Annotated in this window: 10 protein-coding genes; 2 read left to right on the top strand and 8 right to left on the bottom strand. The window is 74.8% G+C overall.

The window, feature by feature from the left end; all coding sequences use genetic code 11:
• Positions 1–73: 73 nt before the first annotated feature.
• The 3 genes from EAO77_RS01520 to EAO77_RS01510 form a co-directional block, all read right to left on the bottom strand.
• On the bottom strand, positions 74–715 hold the full coding sequence (locus EAO77_RS01520) for a DUF305 domain-containing protein (RefSeq protein WP_147986328.1): 642 nt from the start codon (positions 713–715) through the stop codon (positions 74–76).
• Positions 716–917: 202 nt separating this feature from the next.
• A complete protein-coding gene (locus tag EAO77_RS01515; RefSeq protein ID WP_147986327.1) occupies positions 918–1343 on the bottom strand; it encodes a DUF6153 family protein in 426 nt (141 codons plus the stop codon).
• A 56-nt stretch (positions 1344–1399) separates the two neighbouring features.
• Positions 1400–1816 carry a VOC family protein gene (locus EAO77_RS01510; RefSeq protein WP_147986326.1) on the bottom strand — a complete coding sequence of 139 codons (417 nt, stop codon included), beginning with the start codon at positions 1814–1816 and terminating at the stop codon, positions 1400–1402.
• 517 nt (positions 1817–2333) lie between these two features.
• Between EAO77_RS01510 and EAO77_RS01505 the strand changes: the two genes are divergently transcribed.
• On the top strand, positions 2334–3986 hold the full coding sequence (locus EAO77_RS01505; protein WP_147986325.1) for an RICIN domain-containing protein: 1653 nt from the start codon (positions 2334–2336) through the stop codon (positions 3984–3986).
• Between the two features lie 994 nt (positions 3987–4980).
• Positions 4981–8676, top strand: coding sequence for a S8 family serine peptidase (locus EAO77_RS01500; protein WP_147986324.1), 3696 nt, complete (start codon positions 4981–4983; stop codon positions 8674–8676).
• A 71-nt stretch (positions 8677–8747) separates the two neighbouring features.
• On the opposite strand, the gene EAO77_RS01495 is transcribed toward EAO77_RS01500, so the two are convergent.
• From EAO77_RS01495 to EAO77_RS01475, 5 genes are all read right to left on the bottom strand, one after another.
• Positions 8748–10106, bottom strand: coding sequence for a carboxyl transferase domain-containing protein (locus EAO77_RS01495; protein WP_147986323.1), 1359 nt, complete (start codon positions 10104–10106; stop codon positions 8748–8750).
• Entirely contained in the window at positions 10099–11556 is a 1458-nt protein-coding gene (locus EAO77_RS01490; RefSeq protein ID WP_261993762.1) for an acyl-CoA synthetase, read from the bottom strand. The genes EAO77_RS01495 and EAO77_RS01490 overlap by 8 nt, the downstream gene beginning before the upstream one ends.
• Positions 11557–11697: 141 nt before the next feature.
• Complete coding sequence (locus EAO77_RS01485; protein ID WP_147988879.1) at positions 11698–12837, bottom strand: nitrate/nitrite transporter; 1140 nt, start codon at positions 12835–12837, stop codon at positions 11698–11700.
• A 211-nt stretch (positions 12838–13048) separates the two neighbouring features.
• Positions 13049–14626, bottom strand: a complete 1578-nt coding sequence (locus tag EAO77_RS01480) for a GAF domain-containing protein (RefSeq protein ID WP_147986322.1) — start codon at positions 14624–14626, stop codon at positions 13049–13051.
• An 8-nt stretch (positions 14627–14634) separates the two neighbouring features.
• Positions 14635–15816 (bottom strand): rod shape-determining protein, encoded by a 1182-nt coding sequence (locus EAO77_RS01475; RefSeq protein WP_147986321.1) that lies wholly within the window; start codon positions 15814–15816, stop codon positions 14635–14637.
• Between the last annotated feature and the right edge of the window lie 54 nt (positions 15817–15870).

The raw sequence follows: 15870 nt of genomic DNA, 5'->3' as shown, positions 1-15870 counted from the left end.
CCACGGGTGCGACGCGCCGGGGGCCTTCCGCTCACCTCCCGGACGGCGGCCTGCGGGCCGCCGCGCGAGACGGTCAGTCCTTCAGCAGGGCCTTCATCCGGGTGATCTCCGCGTTCTGCGCGGTGATGATCTCCTCGGCCATCGTCCTGGCCGGCGGGTAGGAGCCGTCGGCCTTCTGGGCCTCGGCCATCTCCACCGCGCCCTGGTGGTGCTCGACCATCAGCGACAGGAACGCGGCGTCGAACGCGGCGCCCGAGGACGTCCGCAGCCGCTCCATGTCGTCGGCCGACATCATTCCGGACATCGTGTGGCCCGCCCCGTGGCCGGCATGGCCCTCGGAGCCGGGGGCGGGCACCTTCTCGCCCCAGGACGTGAGCCACCCGGACAACGTCCGGATCTCCGGGTCCTGGGCGGCGCGGATCTCTTGGGCGAGCGTCTTCACCTGTGCCGACGAGGCGCGGCCGGCGGCCAGTTCGGACATCTCCAGCGCCTGGCGGTGATGGGGGATCATGCCTTCGGCGAAGGCGACGTCGGCGGCGTTGTGGCGGCCTCCGGCGGCTGTGGCAGGGGTGGACGCGGAGGCGTCCGGGGAACCGTGGGCGCCGTGCCCGGACGGGCTGCCGCCGTCGGACCCGCAGGCGGCCAGCGCGAGCGCCGCCGCGGTGGTGGCGGCGAGGACGGCCGCCCGGCGGGCGAGGGAACGCTGTGCGGTCATGGTGATGCGACTCCTGTGCTGCGTAGGGCGCGAGGCGCTCCCGGCGGGGAGGAGCCCCTGGGCGGCGCGCGCTCCCGTGAAGGTGCCCGGGGGCAGACCTTCCGGGAGTGGCGCGGCGGGGCGCTCTCCGGGCGCGGGGCCTCGCGGGACAAGGGCATGCGGACGCGGACGGCCGCCGGAGGGCGGTGCCGCGGGAGGCCGCCTATATGCGCAGGACCTGGAGTTCGCTCAGTGCCGGAGGGCCGCGGCCCTCCGCTCCCGCGGGGCCGTCGTGCGCCGCGGCGTACGCCTGGGGCGCCGGCGCGCAGGGAGCCGGGGCGAGCGCCGGGAGGGCCGGGGCGGCGCCGAGCCCGCTCGCGGCACAGGTGCCGTCGGCGTGCTCGGCGTGGCCGCCGCCGGGGTCGTCGTGCGCGGCCGGGCCTGCGGCGTGGACCTCGGCATCCGAGTGCGCGCGGGCGGGGGCCGCGCCGGCGTGGCCGTGGCTCGTGTGCGCGGTGGAGGCGTGCGGGGCCGGCGCGGACACCAGACCGTGCATCCCGAGCACGCCGGTGAGGACGGCGAGGACCAGCAGCAGACGGGCCCGTGTTCCGCGGGCCCGGGGCGTGCGCCGCTCCTGTCGCCGGATCATGTCGGCCATCGTAGAGGGGAGCCCGCCGCTTGCGGGGAGGGGCGCGGCGGCGCCGGTCAGTTCTCGGTGCCGGTGATGTTGACCAGCCAGGAGATGCCGTACGCGTCCGTGCACATGCCGAAGACGTCGCCCCACATCTGCTTCTCCAGCGGGACCGCGACCGTGCCGCGGGAGGAGAGCTTCTCCCAGTAGCCGCGCAGTTCGTCCGCGTCGTCGCCGCTGAGGCTCACCGAGAAGTTGGTGCCGGGACGGTGTTCCATGCCGGGCGGGTTGTCGGCGCCCATGAGGGTGTAGCCGCTGTCCGTCTCCAGCATGCTGTGCATGATCTTGTCGTTGTACTCCTCGGAGGGAGCCCCGCCGTATTCACCGAAGGTGTGGGACGTGAGGGACCCCCCGAAGACACTCTTGTAGAACTCCATCGCCTGCTTCGCGTCGCCGGCGAAGCTGAGGTACGGATTGAGGCGAGAAGACACGTTCATCCCCTTTTCTGGCGTCATGTCGGAAGTGCAGCGTATCCGGGGCGCCCCTCCGGCGCGGGCGGGTTGCCGAACGTGTCTTTTCCAGGGCCGCATGTGCGGAAGCGGCGGGGTTTCGTGCGGTAACCCGGACGAGTTCGGACCGCTTTCGGGCAAACGCCGGGGATCGGCACTCCAATGGGGCGGCATTGTTGTACTGACCCGCGTTCGCAGAAAGCGGTTCCTGGCCCCTGAAGTTGTCCGATCCTGTGCGGTGGTGAATGGCAGGAGTTACGGAACTCTTGTTCATGACAGGGCAGTTGTGCCAGGGTGAGCCTTCGCATCCGAACAAACACCATTCTGATCAACCGTTCGAATTTCCTGTGGGTGGGCCTCTTCAAAAGAGAGGGCATCGCCACCAGAAGGTGCGTACCAACAGGTGCGCGCCTTTCGACCGGCCGCCGGCATCCGCCGGCCGGAGCCGATGGCCGAAACCGCAACCCCCCACCGCATTGCCATGGATGGAAAGACCTCTATGCAGCACCCCAGCACGCCCGGGAGCGTGCCCTCCCCGCCGGCCGGCCAGATGCCGGGGACCTCCGACGAGGAGCTCGCCTCGGCGCTCGGGACCGACCACACGACCCGGCCGGCCCACCCCGTCGCCGCGCTCCTCGCGCGCCACTGGCAGCCCCTGTTCGACTACGCGGCCGCCTGCGCGCCGTCCGCGAGGACGGCCTCCATGCTCGCGACGGCCGCGTTCGCCCAAGTGCTCGACACACTGGCGCGCAACGGGGTGACGGGCGCGGTGCGCCCCCACCTGCTGGTCACCGCCCGTCACATCGCCAAGGGATGGGCAGGCGACCCGCGCGTCACCACGATGCTGCCGGGTCTGACGATTCCCGAACCGCCCGCCGAGAACCGCCAATTGGTGGCCCGCGCATTCCACACAATGCCCATGGTCCCCCAGGTGCTGCTCTGGCATGCCGAGACGGAGGCCGAAGGGATATCCGTCCCGGCCGGTCTCCTCGGAATCGATCCGCGCCTCGCCGCCGATCAACTCGGCCAGGCGCGCGAACAGTTCCGCCAGGCATGCGTCCGCACCCACCGCGAACACGCGCCGACCGGGGAATGCCGCCACTACAACCGGCTCCTCGACATATCCCTGCGCCGCGGCGGGACGCTCATCCCCGACATCCAGGTGCACCTTTCCGAGTGCCGCTACTGCCGCGACGCCGCCGATCAGCTGAACCAGTCCGACGGGCGCCTCGGGCTCCTGCTCGCCGAGGCGCTGCTCGGCGGCGCCGCCGCGCCCTATCTGGCCTCCCGGCCCGGCCGCCGCCGCCAGGCCCGGCTCAGGGCCGGCGGTCCGGACCGGCCCGACGGGCCGGGGCCCGCCGGGCGAGGCGGCCGCCACTCCCGGTCCGGCCGGGCGCGTGCCGCCCTGCCCGACCTGCTCCTGCGCGGCCGGCGGGCCGCCGCCGAGCGGACGGCGCCCACGGCGCTCGGCATCGGCGCGGCCGTCGCGGTCACCGGGCTGCTGGTCGCCACCCTGGCGACCGCCCTGTGGCCGGAGGACGAGCCCGACCACACCGGCGCCACCGCGCCCGGGGGGACGGTCACCGGCAGCGCCCGCCCCGCGCCCGGCGCGAGCGACCCCGCCACGGGCACGCCGTCGGCCCCGCAGCCCTCCACCACCTCGGCGGGCCACCCGGGCGGGGCCCTCACCCTCTCCCTGCGCAACGTCGAGGCCGACCTGTGCGTCGACTTCGCCGGCGGAGACGCGCGCGCCGGCGCGGACGTCGTGATGGCCGCCTGCTCGGCGTCGCCCAGCCAGCGCTGGGTGTACGAGACCGACGGGCGGCTGCGCAGCGCGCTCGCCCCCGGTCTGTGCCTGGACTCGCGCGGGCTCGATGGCATCGTTGTCGCCGGGGCGTGCACGGGGCGTGCCGCGCCGGACGGCACCGACGTCCGCTACGACCTGACCATCCAGGGCCAGATCGTCCCCCGCTGGAACGAGGGGCTCGCGGTGGTGCCCGTGTCGCCGGACGCCGGATCGCCCGTGACGGTGAGGGTGCGTGACGACTCGCCGGCCCAGATCTGGGCGACCACGACCACCGCCCGGCCGGACTCCGGCCCCGCCCGGCGGTCGACCGCGGTCGACGGCCCGCCCCGCGTGGACTCGGCGTGATGCGGGGGGCGTCCCTCGTGCGGGGTTCGTTCGCCTCGTGCGGGGTTCGTCGGCCTCGTGCGGGTTCGTTCGCTCCGTGCGGGCCGGTGGTTGCGCACCCCCGCTGCGCGCGGGTGTCCTCAAGCGCCGGACGGGCTGTTGTGGTGCGGGGTTCGTTCGCCCCGTGCGGGCTGGTGGTTGCGCACCCCCGCTGCGCGCGGGTGTCCTCAAGCGCCGGGCGGGCTGTTGTGGTGCGGGGTTCGTTCGCCCCGTGCGGGCTGGTGGTTGCGCACCCCCGCTGCGCGCGGGTGTCCTCAGGCGCCGGACGGGCTGTTGTGGTGCGGGGTTGGTCCGCCCCGTGCGGGCTGGTGGTTGCGCACCCCCGCTGCGCGCGGGTGTCCTCAAGCGCCGGACGGGCTGGGGTGCCCGGTGTGGGCCGGGTKCGTGGGTGTGCCGTTGGGGCGCTGCGGGGGTGTGTGCGGGCGAGGCTCGCCCGGGGTTGGCCGGTCCCTAGCGCAACGACGTTTTATCGCCCGCACACACCCCCTCCGCGCCCCTGTCGACGTGAGCGAACCGGCCCGTCCTGGCAGGGGAAGGATCGCCCCTGCGGGCCGTCGTGTGTATGTGTTGCGGCCGAAGGCCGCGCACGAGCCGGCAAGGCCGGTCATGGGTCCACCGGGGTGCAGACCGGTTCATCCCCCTTCACCACGGTGGACGGGTCCGCGGGGTGGCTTGGGGGACGGGGCGCGCAGGGGGCGTGGGCCCGCACGAGGCGAACGAACCCCYKACCACAACAGCCCGTCCAGCGCCWGAGGACACCCGCGCGCCGCGGGAGTGCGAGCCACCACCACGCCCGCACGAGGCGGCCCCCCGGGCCGCCCCCCTGGCGGGTGCCCGCCATGGCAGCTAACCGCCAGGTCCCGCACGCCTCAAGCGCCCGCGCAGCCTCCAGACTGCTGCGCAACGCCCCGGCATCACCCCCGTCGACCGGGCGTGAACGAGGAGAGGCATCCCCATGACAAGAGCGCCAGCGAGGCGCCGGGCCCGGCTGATGGCCGCCGGGCTCTCGCTCGTACTGCTCCCCGCAGGACAGGCCCTGGCGGCAGGTGCGGACCGGGACTCGGCCGCCGGCGCGGCCGCCCGGCCCGCCACGGCCGCCGCCCACGCGGCGCACACCGTCACCCTGATCACCGGCGACAAGGTGACCGTCACCGACCTCGGCGGCGACCGGCGGACGGTCTCGGTGGAGCGGGCCGCGGGCGCGGTCGGCGCCGTGCGCAGCGAGATCTCCGGCGGCCGGGTCAGCGTCGTGCCCGACGAGGCGCGGCCCTACCTCGACGCCGGCGTCCTCGACGAGCGGCTGTTCGACGTGACCGGCCTGATCGAGCAGGGGCTCCACGGCGAAGCCGGCCTGCCGCTGATCGTCTCGTACGGCAAGGGCGCGCGTGCCGCCGTGCCGCGCGGTGCGCAGAGTGTGCGCAGTCTGCCGAGCATCGGCGGCGCGGCCGTCGAGGCCGCGGCCTCGGGGGAGTTCTGGCGCTCCGTCACCTCCGGACGGTCCCGCGCTGCCTTCGGCGCGGGCGTCTCCCAGGTGTGGCTCGACGGGCGGGTGGAGGCCGACATGGCCGAGTCCAACGCCCAGATAGGCACGCCGAAGGCGTGGGAGGCCGGGCTGACCGGCAAGGGCGTGAAGGTCGCCGTTCTCGACACCGGTGTCGACGCGGGCCACCCGGACCTCAAGGGCCGTCTCGCGGAGACGAAGAGCTTCATCGAGGGACAGGAGGTCGCCGACCGCGACGGGCACGGCACCCATGTCGCCTCGACGGTCGGCGGCAGCGGGGCAGGGTCCGACGGCCGGGAGAAGGGTGTCGCCCCGGGCGCCGAGCTCGCCGTCGGCAAGGTGCTCAGCGACGAGGGCTCCGGCAGCGAGTCGCAGATCATCGCCGGCATGGAGTGGGCCGCCAAGGACATCGACGCCACGATCGTGTCCATGAGTCTCGGCTCCCGCGAGGCGTCGGACGGCACCGATCCGATGGCCCAGGCCGTCAACACCCTTTCCGCCGAGACCGGCGCCCTCTTCGTCATCGCGGCCGGCAACACCGGCACCCCCGGCAGCATCGGTTCCCCGGGTGCCGCCGACTCCGCGCTCACCGTCGGAGCCGTCGACTCCGCCGACGAGGCCGCCTACTTCACCAGCCAGGGCCCCCGCTTCGGCGACAACGCGCTCAAGCCCGACCTGTCGGCCCCCGGCGTGGACATCCTGGCCGCCCGCTCGCAGCTCTCCGCGGGCGAGGGTCTCTACCAGGCCATGAGCGGCACCTCGATGGCCACTCCGCACGTCGCGGGCGTCGCCGCGCTCCTCGCCGAGAAGCACCCCGACTGGACGGGGCGGCAGCTCAAGGACGCGCTGATGTCGACGTCCAAGCGCCTCGACGCCTCGGCGTACGCGCTCGGCGCCGGCCGGCTCGACGTCCCGGCGGCCGTCGGCGCGCGGATCACCGCCACCGGCTCCGCGGACCTCGGCTTCCACAGCTGGCCCTACGAGGAGAACGAGCCCGTCACGAGGACCGTGACGTACTCCAACCACACCGACGCCCCCGTCACCCTGGACCTCGCCGTCGAGGGCATGCCCGCCGGAGTGGTCGCCCTCGCCGACTCCACCCTCACCGTGCCGGCCCGCGCCACCGCGTCCACCACCGTCACGGGCGACGGCACCGGCGCGCCCGTCGGCAACTCCTCCGGCCGGATCACCGCGTCCGCCGGCGGCGAGACCGTCGCCCGTACCGCCCTCGGCCTGGTGAAGGAGGAGGAGCGGTACACCCTCACCGTCCACGTCAAGGACCGCGACGGCGCTCCCGCCCCCGCACGCCTGGGCGTGCAGCAGCTCGTCGCCGGTGTCGACCCGTTCCCGGCCGACGTCCCCGCGTCCGGCACCCTGGTGCTGCGTCTGAAGCCCGGCACGTACACGGTGAGCAGCTTCCTCGACGTGCGCGGCAGCCACGGCAAGGACTCCCTCGGCCTGGGCTTCCTCAGCGACCCCGAGATCACCCTCGACCGAGACCGCGAGATCACGCTCGACGGGCGTGAGCTGCGCGAGGTGAAGGCGGACGTCGACCGCCGGACCGAGACCCGCCAGCTGCTGATGGAGTTCGACCGCGACGCCAACGGCGCCTCCTACGGCGGTGCGGTGCAGGTCCCGCCGCTGTACGACAGCATCTTCGCCGCCCCGACCGACAGGCCCGCGACCGGCACCTTCGAGTACCGGACCGTCTGGCGGCTGGGCAAGCCGCTGCTGAGCGTCACCGCCGGTGGCACGCTGCTCGGCGACGTCACCCCGCAGGCCGGGGCGACCGTCCTCGACGGCCGCCGCAGGCTCGCGGTCGTGGACGCCGGTGACGGCTCCGCCGCCGCCTTCGAGGGCAGGAACGTGCGCGGCAAGGCCGTCGTCGTCCGCCTCGGCGACGGTGTCCCGGCGCAGATCGCCCAGCGCGCGCAGGACGGCGGGGCGGTGGCCCTGTTCGTCACCGACGACGCCCCCGGCCGGCTGATGGAGTGGTTCGGCACCGAGGCGTACGAGGACCGGCCGCTGCACGTGGCGACCGTCGACGCGGCCGGCGGCGCGCGGCTCGCCGACGCCGCCCGCCGCGGCCGCACGGTCGACCTGGAGGGCACGCGGTACACCCCGTACGTGTACGACCTGTCCCAGGGCCACCCGGGCGCCGTCCCCGACCGTGACCTCACCTACCGTCCGGGCACGCGCGACCTGGCCGTCCTGGACACGAGGTTCCACGCGGCGAAGCCCGCCGACGGCGGCGAGTTCCGCTACTCGATCACCGACACCTTCCCGATCGGCTTCGGCTTCCAGGAGAAGGTCGCCTTCCCGGCCGAGCGCACCGACTACGTGTCCACCGGACCCGGCCAGCGCTGGCACGAGTCGATGAGCAGCGGCCCCGGCGCCATCGAGCAGCGCAGCGGCACCCCCGCCTACAAGGGCGGCACCCGCTCCGAACTCAACTGGTTCAAGCCCGTGCTGCACCCGTGGCTGGGCACAGGACTCGGCTGGGGCCAGACCCGCAGGGGCAACGACCTCCAGTTCAACACCCCCGGCTGGGGCGACTCCGGCCCCGACCACACGGGTTTCGGCGACGTGTGGAGCGACCCCTCGATGACACAGTTCACCGAGGTCTGGGCCGACGGCGAACTCGTCGACCGCAAGATGAGTTCCGGCGCCTACGCCTGGGACGCGGACCCGGCCGAGCGGACGTACCGGGTGGTCACCGACACCACGCTGGACCCGGAGCGCTGGCGGCTCGCCGTCAAGGGCCACGCCGAGTGGACCTTCCGTTCCGCCGAGACGCCCTCGGACCGGCAGACCGTCCTGCCGCTCATCAACCTCGGGTTCGACATCGACACCGACCTGAGCGGTGACGTGCGCGGCGGCAAGCGGCTCGGCCTCGGCATCTTCGCCGAGTACGTCGAGGGCGCCGAGAGGACGGGCCGGATCACCGGCGGCACGCTGGAGGTCTCCTTCGACGACGGGAAGACCTGGACGACGGTCCGGCTCGACGGTGTCCGCGGCAAGGCGGCCGCCTGGGAGGGCTCGGTCCGCGTCCCCTCCGGCGCCGACCACATCTCGGTCCGTGCATCGGCGTCCGACGACCGGGGCGGCTCGGTGAAGCAGGAGATCACCCGGGCGGTGGGCGTGCGGTAACCGCTGCCCTCCACCCCGAAGGGCCCGGCGCCGAGGCGCCGGGCCCTTCGCGCGGCCGTCGCCGCGATCCCTCAGTGCGGCGCCGGCCCGACGATGCCCCGGACCACGCCCAGTTCGGCCAGGTCCTGCGGGCGCAGCCGCAGCTGGTCGGCCGTGTGCGCGACGCGCGACGGGTCGCGCTTGAGGATCGCGGCCGCCCATTCCGGGGCGATGACCGAGAAGTAGCTGTCCGGCGTGGCCCAGGTGCGTCCCGGCGCGGCCAGGGCCAGCGCCCCGCCGCTGCCGCCCTCGCCGATCAGCAGACTCGTCACCGGCGTGCGCGCGGCGGCGATCGCGCCGAACAGGCCGGCGATGGCCGCGCCGGCGCCCGCCCGTTCCGCCTCCGCGTCGTTGGCCGCCCCCGGGGTGTCGACCAGGGTCAGCACCGGCAGCCCGAACCGGCCGGCGAGTTCCACCACCCGGGTGGCGGTCCGGTACCCGGCGGGCCGGGTCGCCGTGCCCGCCTGGGCGACGTACGCCACCGGCCGCCCCTGGTGCAGGCCCACCCCGCAGAGCATCCCGGGGTCGTCGCCGCCGCAGCGGTCGCCGCGCAGCGGCTCGCGCCGGGTGAAGTAGTCGTCCAGGTAGGCCGCCGCCCGCGGCCGCCGCGGGTCCCGCGCCGCCTGTACGGCGTCCCAGCCGGAGCGCGGCAGCCGCAGGTCCGCACCGAGCGCACGCGGCACGGGCGCCGCGTCGGGCACGGTGTCCGCGCCCCCGGCGAGGGCGCCGGCCCAGAACGCGACCGTGTCCCGGAGCGCGTGCTCCTCCACCACCGCGTCGATCTGGCCCGCCGCGAGCTGGCCCTCGGCCGAGTAGGCCGCCGGGTCCGCGCCGGCCGGGCGGACCCGCGAGCCCGCGAAGCCGACCTGCGCCCCGGGCAGCGCGAGGACCACGTCGGCGCCGGCGCCGAGGGTGGCCCAGCCGCCGCCGGTCGTGGGGTCGCGCACCACCGCGACATGCCCGGCGCCCGCCTCCCGCAGCAGCACGGACGCCCGTGCCACCCGCTGGAGCTGGCCGAGCGCGATCATGCCCTCCTGCATCCGGCTGCCGCCCGTCGCGATCAGCGACACGAGCGGCCGGCGGCGCTCGCGCGCCAGGGCGTACGCGGCCTCCAGCCGGTCGCCGGTGCGTTCACCGAGCGAGCCCCCGAGGAATCCGAACTCGAAGGAGAGCACCACGCACGGCACTCCGCCGCAGGTCGCGTCGCCGTAGACGACCGACTCCGCCGACCCCGTCCTGCGGGCCGCCCGGTCGCGCGCCGCGCCGTAGCCCTCCCAGTCCAGCGGGCCGTCCCCGGACGGGGGCACCTCGCCGAGTTCGTGCTCGGTGAAGGTCTCGCAGACCAGGGCGATCGCCTCGCGGGCGGAGATCCGGGCCCCCGGGTCAGCCATCGCCCAGCGCCCGCTTCATGATCTTCCCCATGTCGTTGCGGGGCAGGACGTCGAGGAACCGCACCTCGCGGGGCCGCTTGTGCGGGGCGAGCTGGGCGGCGACATGCCCGGTCAGCTCGTCGGCGCTCGGCGGCGCGGCCGGGTCGGCCGCCACCACCCAGGCGACGATCCGTTCGCCCAGGTCCGCGTCCGGCTCCCCGGTCACGGCGGCCTCGCGTACGGCGGGGTGGTCGAGGAGGACGTTCTCGATCTCGCCGGCCCCGATCTTGTAGCCGCCGCTCTTGATGAGGTCGGTGGCCTTGCGGCCGACGATGCGGACCGAACCGTCCGCCGTGCGCACCGCCATGTCGCCGGTGCGGAACCAGCTTCCGTCGAAGGCGGCGGCCGTCGCGTCCGGCCGGTTCAGGTACTCCGTGAACAGGTGGGCGCCGCGCACCTGGATCTCGCCGATCGTCTCGCCGTCGAGGGCGGTGATCTCGGTGCCGTCCTCCTCGACGAGCCGCAGTTCCACGCCGCGCAGCGGCACCCCGACGGAGCCCGGCCGGGCCTCGCCGTCGGCGCGCACGCTGGTGTTCATGAGCGTCTCGGTCATGCCGTAGCGCTCGATCACCCGCCGCCCGGTCGCCGCCGCGATCCGCTCGTGGTCCGGCAGCGGGAGCGCCGCGGACCCCGACACCAGCAGCCGGGCCCCCGCCAGGGCCTTCACCAGCTCCGGGTCGCCGTCCAGGGACTCGGCGATCCGGTGGTACATCGTCGGCACGCCGAACAGCATCGTGCCGCCGGAGCCCAGTTCCCGGGCCACCCCCTCGGGGCTGAAGCGGCCCAGGTGCCGTACCTCGCCGCCGCGGCGCAGCGGCCCGAGGACGCCGAGGATCAGCCCGTGCACATGGAACAGCGGCAGCGCGTGCACCAGGACGTCGTCCGCGTCCCACTGCCAGGCGTCCTCCAGCGCGTCCAGCGTCGTGGCGACCGCCCGCCGTGACAGCACGGCGCCCTTGGGCGGCCCGGTGGTTCCCGAGGTGTAGACGACCAGCGCCGCGGCGTCCGGCGCCGGCTCGGTGTCCGGCGTCCGCCCCTCGCCCCTCACCTCCACGTCCACCCGCTCCAGCGCGCCGAGCGCCGCCGGAAGCCGCTCGCCCGGGGCGGCCAGCACCAGCTGCGGGGCGCTGTCGCCGAGGATGTGGGCGAGTTCCCGCTCACCGGTCCTCGGATTCAGCGGGACGACGGGGGTGCCGGCCAGCAGCGCCGCCACCGCGCCGACCGCGGTCTCCAGCGCCGGGGTGGCCCAGAGCGCGACCCGCCCGGTTCCGGCGTCCCGGCTCAGCCGGGCGGCCAGCGCACCGGCCGCTCCGGCCAGCTGTCCGTACGTCAGGGACCGGTCACCGAAGCGCAGGGCCACCGGGTCCGGGCCACCGGGCGTGCCCGTCAGCGCCGGGAAGAGGGAACTCACTCGTCGACCTCCGGATCTCGTGCCGCGCACGCCGGGCGCGGCTCTCCGGTGCATCATCGTCTCCTGCGCGGCCCGCCGCACGGGGCGCCCGGGAAAGACAGGGGGGCCTCCGGCGGAGGCGGTCCGTCCGGGCTCGGGCGGTCAGGCGCTCGGACGCAGGGTGCGCATCCGGCCGTAGGCGTACACGCACCCGGCCAGGGCCAGGTCCGACAGCAGCATGAAGCCGATCGAGTACGAGTCCCGCGCGCTGTAGATCGCGCCCATCACCAGCGGCGGCACGAAGCCGCCGAGACCGCCCATGGCGCCGACGATGCCGGTGACGCTCCCGACCTGCGGCTGCGGGGTGACCTGCGAGACGAGCGCGAAGACACTCCCGCTCGCGGTGCCCAGTCCCGCCGCCATGCACAGCAGGGCGATGGTGCCGACCGGGTCCAGCTCCGGGTCGAAGGCCTGGACGATCGCCAGCAGTGCCACGAAGCCGAGCGCCCCGGCCGTCACCAGCGCCGGATGGAGCCGGTCCGACAGCCAGCCGCCGAACGGCCGGAACACGACGGTCACCAGCGCGAATCCGGCCGCCTTGGTGCCCGCGTCGGTGGGGCTCAGCTCGTACCACGTCTTCAGATACGTCGGCAGGTACACCCCGAACGCCACGATGCCGCCGAACCCGATCGCGTACAGGGCCGACAGTTCCCACGTCACCCGCAGCCTGCCCGCCTGCCCGAGCCGCTCGCCGAGCGACGTGGTGGGCACCTTGCGGTCCGGGTGGTCGGTGATCAGCAGCGCGGCGAGGACGGCGTACACGGCGAGGGCGACGGCCACCACGAGGAACGGCAGGTCGTCGCCGTGGTCGGCGATCCGCGGGGTGAAGTAGCCGGACAGCGCCACACCGCCCATGCCCATGCCGAAGATGCCCAGCGCGAGGCCGCGCTCCGAGGGCGGGAACCACGAGTTGACCAGCGGGATGCCGATCGCGAACGTCGTGCCGCCGAGCCCCAGCAGGAATCCGACCGCGAGCATCGCCGCGTACGAGTCCTTGGCCGGGATCAGCAGCAGCACCGGCACGATGGTCAGCGCGGACACCAGGGGGAACATCAGCTTCGCGCCGTACTTGTCGGTCAGCGCGCCCGCCGGGATCCGCCCGAGCGACCCGACCAGCACCGGCACGGCGACCAGCAGCGACTGCTGGAACGAGCTCAGGTCCAGCCGGTCCTTGAAGGCACCGCCGAGCGGGGAGATCAGGTTCCACGCCCAGAACGTGAGCGTGAACCCGATCGTGGCCATGAGGAGGTTGCGGTACGCGGCGGCGGAGGGCTTCACGTCCTCCGCGGGCGAGGGCTTCGCGACGGTGTCCACCCGCCCAGTCAAGGCATCCGGCCAGGTGCGGGGCGCGCTGGACTGCTCCGTACGGGGCAGGCGCGGCCGCCCGCCGCCGTGCCGGGCCCTTCGTCCGGATCGGGGCACGCGAGCCCGCGAGATCCGGACGGGACAGCCCTCAGCGGGGCGCCTCCCAGGTGAACTCGGTGCCCCGCCCGCCGTCCTCGCGCGTGCCGTCGTCCCGTACCAGCAGACGCACACCGTCCCCGCCGTCCGGCAGTGTCGCCGTCACGTCCACGGTCACCTCGATCCGCGACACACCCGCCCGCCGGTGCGCCGCGGCCAGCGCGCCGCGCAGTTCGCCCAGCAGCCGCCCCTCCAGCGGCTCCCGCACCAGGGCGTCGACGGCGCCCGTGAAGCGGACCGAGGGCGGGAACCCCAGCAGCACGGCGGCGCCGCGCGTCTCGCGCAGCACCCGGCCGCGGAAGGTCGTCGGGGCGTCGGCCGGCGGCTGCTGGAGCGCGAAGATCGCCGTGCGGACCTCCTGGATCGTCGAGTCCAGCTCGTCCACGGCCCGGCCGATCAGTGCGCCCGTCTCCTCCTCGCCGCCGGCTCGGCGACGGGTGGACTCCAGCATCATCTCCGTCGCGAACAGCCGCTGGACGACCAGATCGTGCAGGTCGCGGGCGATCCGGTCGCGGTCCTCGTAGACCGCGAGGCGCTCCCGGTCGTGCTGCGCGTCGGCGAGCAGCAGCGCCAGCGCGGCGTGGGCGGCGAACCGCGAGGCCAGCGACTGCTCGACGGCCGTGTAGGCACGGTCCCCGCGGTGGCGCGGCAGCGCCAGGGTGCCGATCAGCCGGCCGCCGCTCTGCAGCGGCAGCATCATCGACGGGCCGAACCGGCTGCGCACGGGCGTCGTCATCCGCGGGTCCGTGGCCGAGTCCTCGACGAACACCGCCTCGCCGCCCAGCAACTGGGCCAGCACGGGGGAGCCGGGCAGGATCGTCGTCCCCACCAGACCCTCCGGGTCGCCCCGGGTGGACGCGGCGACGATCTCCATCCCGCCCTCGTCGGTCGGCTGGAGCACCACCCCGGCCGCCGCCCCGGCGAGGATCCTCGCCTGCTCCGCCACCGTCGTCAGCGCGTCGTCCGCGCCGTGGCCGGAGAGCAGCGCCGTGGTGACGGCCGCGGCGCCCTCGATCCACCGCTCCCGGTGGCGGGCCGTCTCGTACAGCCGCGCGTTCCCGATCGCGATGCCGGCCTGCGACGCCAGGACCGTGACGAGCGTCAGGTCCCCGTCCCCGAACGGGCCGCCCCGGCGCTCCGTCAGATACAGGTTGCCGAACACCTCCTCGCCCACCCGCACGGGGACGCCGAGGAAGGTGCGCATCCGCGGATGCCCGTCGGGGACCCCGCAGGAGCGGGGGTCCGCGGTCAGGTCGTCGAGGAGCAGCGGCCGCGGACGGCGGATCAGCTCACCGATGAGCCCCGCCGCCCCGCTCGGCAGCCGCCCGATCCGGTGGCGTTCGCCCTCGGTCAGCCCGTGGGTGAACAGTTCGGTGATCCGGCGGTGCTCGGGGTCCAGCACACCGAGGGCCGCGTACCGGGCGCCGGTGAGACCGGCGGCGGTGTCGACGATGCGCTGCAGGGCGGGGCGGAGTTCGAGTTCGCTGCCGACGCTGATGACGGCCTCCAGGAGGCCGGGGAGGTCCGGCGTGCCGGACCTCCCCGGAGGCGCAGGCTCCCCGCCCGTCACCGGGCGTCTCAGAAACGGTCGCCGTCGTCGGCGGCGCCGTCCGCGCCGCCGCCGCGTGCGGAGCCGGCCGCGGCACCCGCGGCGACACCCTCGCGGTCGCCGTCACCGAGCTTCAGGAACTCCGTGCGCAGCCTCGGCTGCGCCTCCGGGATCGCGTCCGCCAGCGGGTCCAGCACCATGGGCTTGATACGGCCCTCCAGCATGGCGCCCAGGCCGAGGACGGCGCAGGTGTCGGGCCGTTCGGCGATCTGCACCGGCATTCCGGTGGCGTCCCTGAGCATCTGGTCCAGGCCCGGCAGCAGGGCGCTGCCGCCGACCATCATGATGCCGCGGTCCACCAGGTCGGCCACCAGATCGGGCGGGCACACCCGCAGCACCTTGCCGATGCCGTCCAGGACGGAGGTCAGCGGCGTGTGGATCGCGTCCCGCACGGCGGCCGTGTCGACGCGCACCGAACGGGCCAGGCCGGTGGCGACGTCCCGTCCGTGGATCTCGGTGACCGCCGGCCCCTGGGCGGTCAGGCCGTTGCCGCGCAGGGCGAGCTGGAGAGGGCGCACGGACTGGCTGGGCAGCAGCAGCTCGTGCTGGTGGCGCAGGTGCTGGATGACGGCGTAGTCGATGGCGTTGCCGCCGACCGGAATGCGTTCGGCGGTCACGATCGAGCCGAGGGAGAGCACCGCGATCTGGGTGGTCGCCGCGCCGCACACCATGATCATGGTGGCCGTGGGCTGTTCCACCGGGAGGCCGCAGCCCACCGCCGCGGCGATCAGCGTGTCCACCAGCTCCACCCGGCGGGCGCCGAGCCCCACCAGGGTCTCCACCGTCGCGCGCTGCGCGAGCGGGTCGCTGTCGTGGGGGGTGCTGGCGGCGGCGCGGAGCCGGGGCTTGCGGCGCAGCTGGCGGCGGAGCTTCTCGCCGAGCAGGTGACGCAGCATCCGCTGGGCCATCTCGATGTCCACGACGGTGCCGCCGGAGACGGGGCGGGCGACACGGATGTAGTCCGGCGTGCGGCCCGTCATCTTCTCCGCGAGCGCTCCGACGGCGATGAGGGCGCCGGTGCGGGTGTTCACGGCGGCGACGCTCGGCTCGTCGACGACGAGCCCGGCGCCCTTGACGAAGACGCGGGTCCGAGCGGCTCCGAGGTCGACGGCGACATGGCAGCGGCGGAGCTGCTCGAGGCTGACGGTCATGACAAGTCCTCCCGAGTGCGGTACGTGTTCGCATCGTCCGGTCGGGCAGGCGGG

This window comes from Streptomyces sp. T39, assembly GCF_008042045.1.
GTDB lineage: Bacteria > Actinomycetota > Actinomycetes > Streptomycetales > Streptomycetaceae > Streptomyces.
This window is presented reverse-complemented; position numbering and strand designations above follow the sequence as displayed.

What these genes read in the sequence shown, in the direction of transcription:
- EAO77_RS01520 (WP_147986328.1), bottom strand. Translation starts at nt 715, where the DNA reads ATGACCGCACAGCGTTCCCTCGCCCGCCGGGCGGCCGTCCTCGCCGCC.
- EAO77_RS01515 (WP_147986327.1), bottom strand. Translation starts at nt 1,343, where the DNA reads ATGATCCGGCGACAGGAGCGGCGCACGCCCCGGGCCCGCGGAACACGG.
- EAO77_RS01505 (WP_147986325.1), top strand. Translation starts at nt 2,334, where the DNA reads ATGCAGCACCCCAGCACGCCCGGGAGCGTGCCCTCCCCGCCGGCCGGC.
- EAO77_RS01500 (WP_147986324.1), top strand. Translation starts at nt 4,981, where the DNA reads ATGACAAGAGCGCCAGCGAGGCGCCGGGCCCGGCTGATGGCCGCCGGG.
- EAO77_RS01495 (WP_147986323.1), bottom strand. Translation starts at nt 10,106, where the DNA reads ATGGCTGACCCGGGGGCCCGGATCTCCGCCCGCGAGGCGATCGCCCTG.
- EAO77_RS01485 (WP_147988879.1), bottom strand. Translation starts at nt 12,837, where the DNA reads ATGGCCACGATCGGGTTCACGCTCACGTTCTGGGCGTGGAACCTGATC.
- EAO77_RS01475 (WP_147986321.1), bottom strand. Translation starts at nt 15,816, where the DNA reads ATGACCGTCAGCCTCGAGCAGCTCCGCCGCTGCCATGTCGCCGTCGAC.